Source organism: Kocuria sp. CPCC 205260 (assembly GCF_040981045.1).
GTDB classification, from domain to species: domain Bacteria; phylum Actinomycetota; class Actinomycetes; order Actinomycetales; family Micrococcaceae; genus Kocuria; species Kocuria palustris.
Genome location: NZ_JAVKPT010000107.1, coordinates 1 through 518 on the forward strand (window position 1 = coordinate 1; position 518 = coordinate 518).

The window sequence follows — 518 nt, forward strand, 5'->3', positions numbered from 1 at the left end:
ACCTGCGCCGGCGGGAGGCGGAGCCGTGGTTCGACCCCGCCGGCTTCCTGCTCGCGGTCCGGGAGGAGGAGCCCGGCACCGTGGCCGGCTTCCACTGGACCAAGGTCCACCCCGGCGACGGCGAGCAGGGCCCCCTGGGCGAGGTGTACGCGGTGGGCGTGGCCCCGGAGCACCAGGGCACCGGCCTGGGCCGGGCGCTGACGGCCGCCGGCGTCAACCACCTGGCCCGCCGGGGCCTGGACGAGGTCATGCTCTACGTGGACGGGGACAACACCGCTGCCATGGGCCTCTACGAGCGGCTGGGCTTCCGGCCCTGGCACCTCGACGTCATGTACGCCCGGGCCGCTCCCGCCTGAGCCGCGGGCTCCCCCGCCCGCACCCCCGCCCGTTCCCGCACCGGCCCACGAGACAGGACCCCCATGACCACGCCCCACGAGGACACCCGGCAGCCCCTGCCCGCCGCGCGACTCTCCGCCGCCGAGGAGGCCGCCCGCGGCCACGGGGACCGGGACCGGATC

General features: G+C 77.6%; 1 protein-coding gene. It reads left to right on the forward strand.

Annotated features, from left to right (window positions below; translation table 11 throughout):
- Positions 1-356: GNAT family N-acetyltransferase (locus RF645_RS13425; protein ID WP_368819286.1), on the forward strand; the 356-nt coding region annotated here is incomplete at its 5' end.
- Positions 357-518 lie beyond the last annotated feature (162 nt).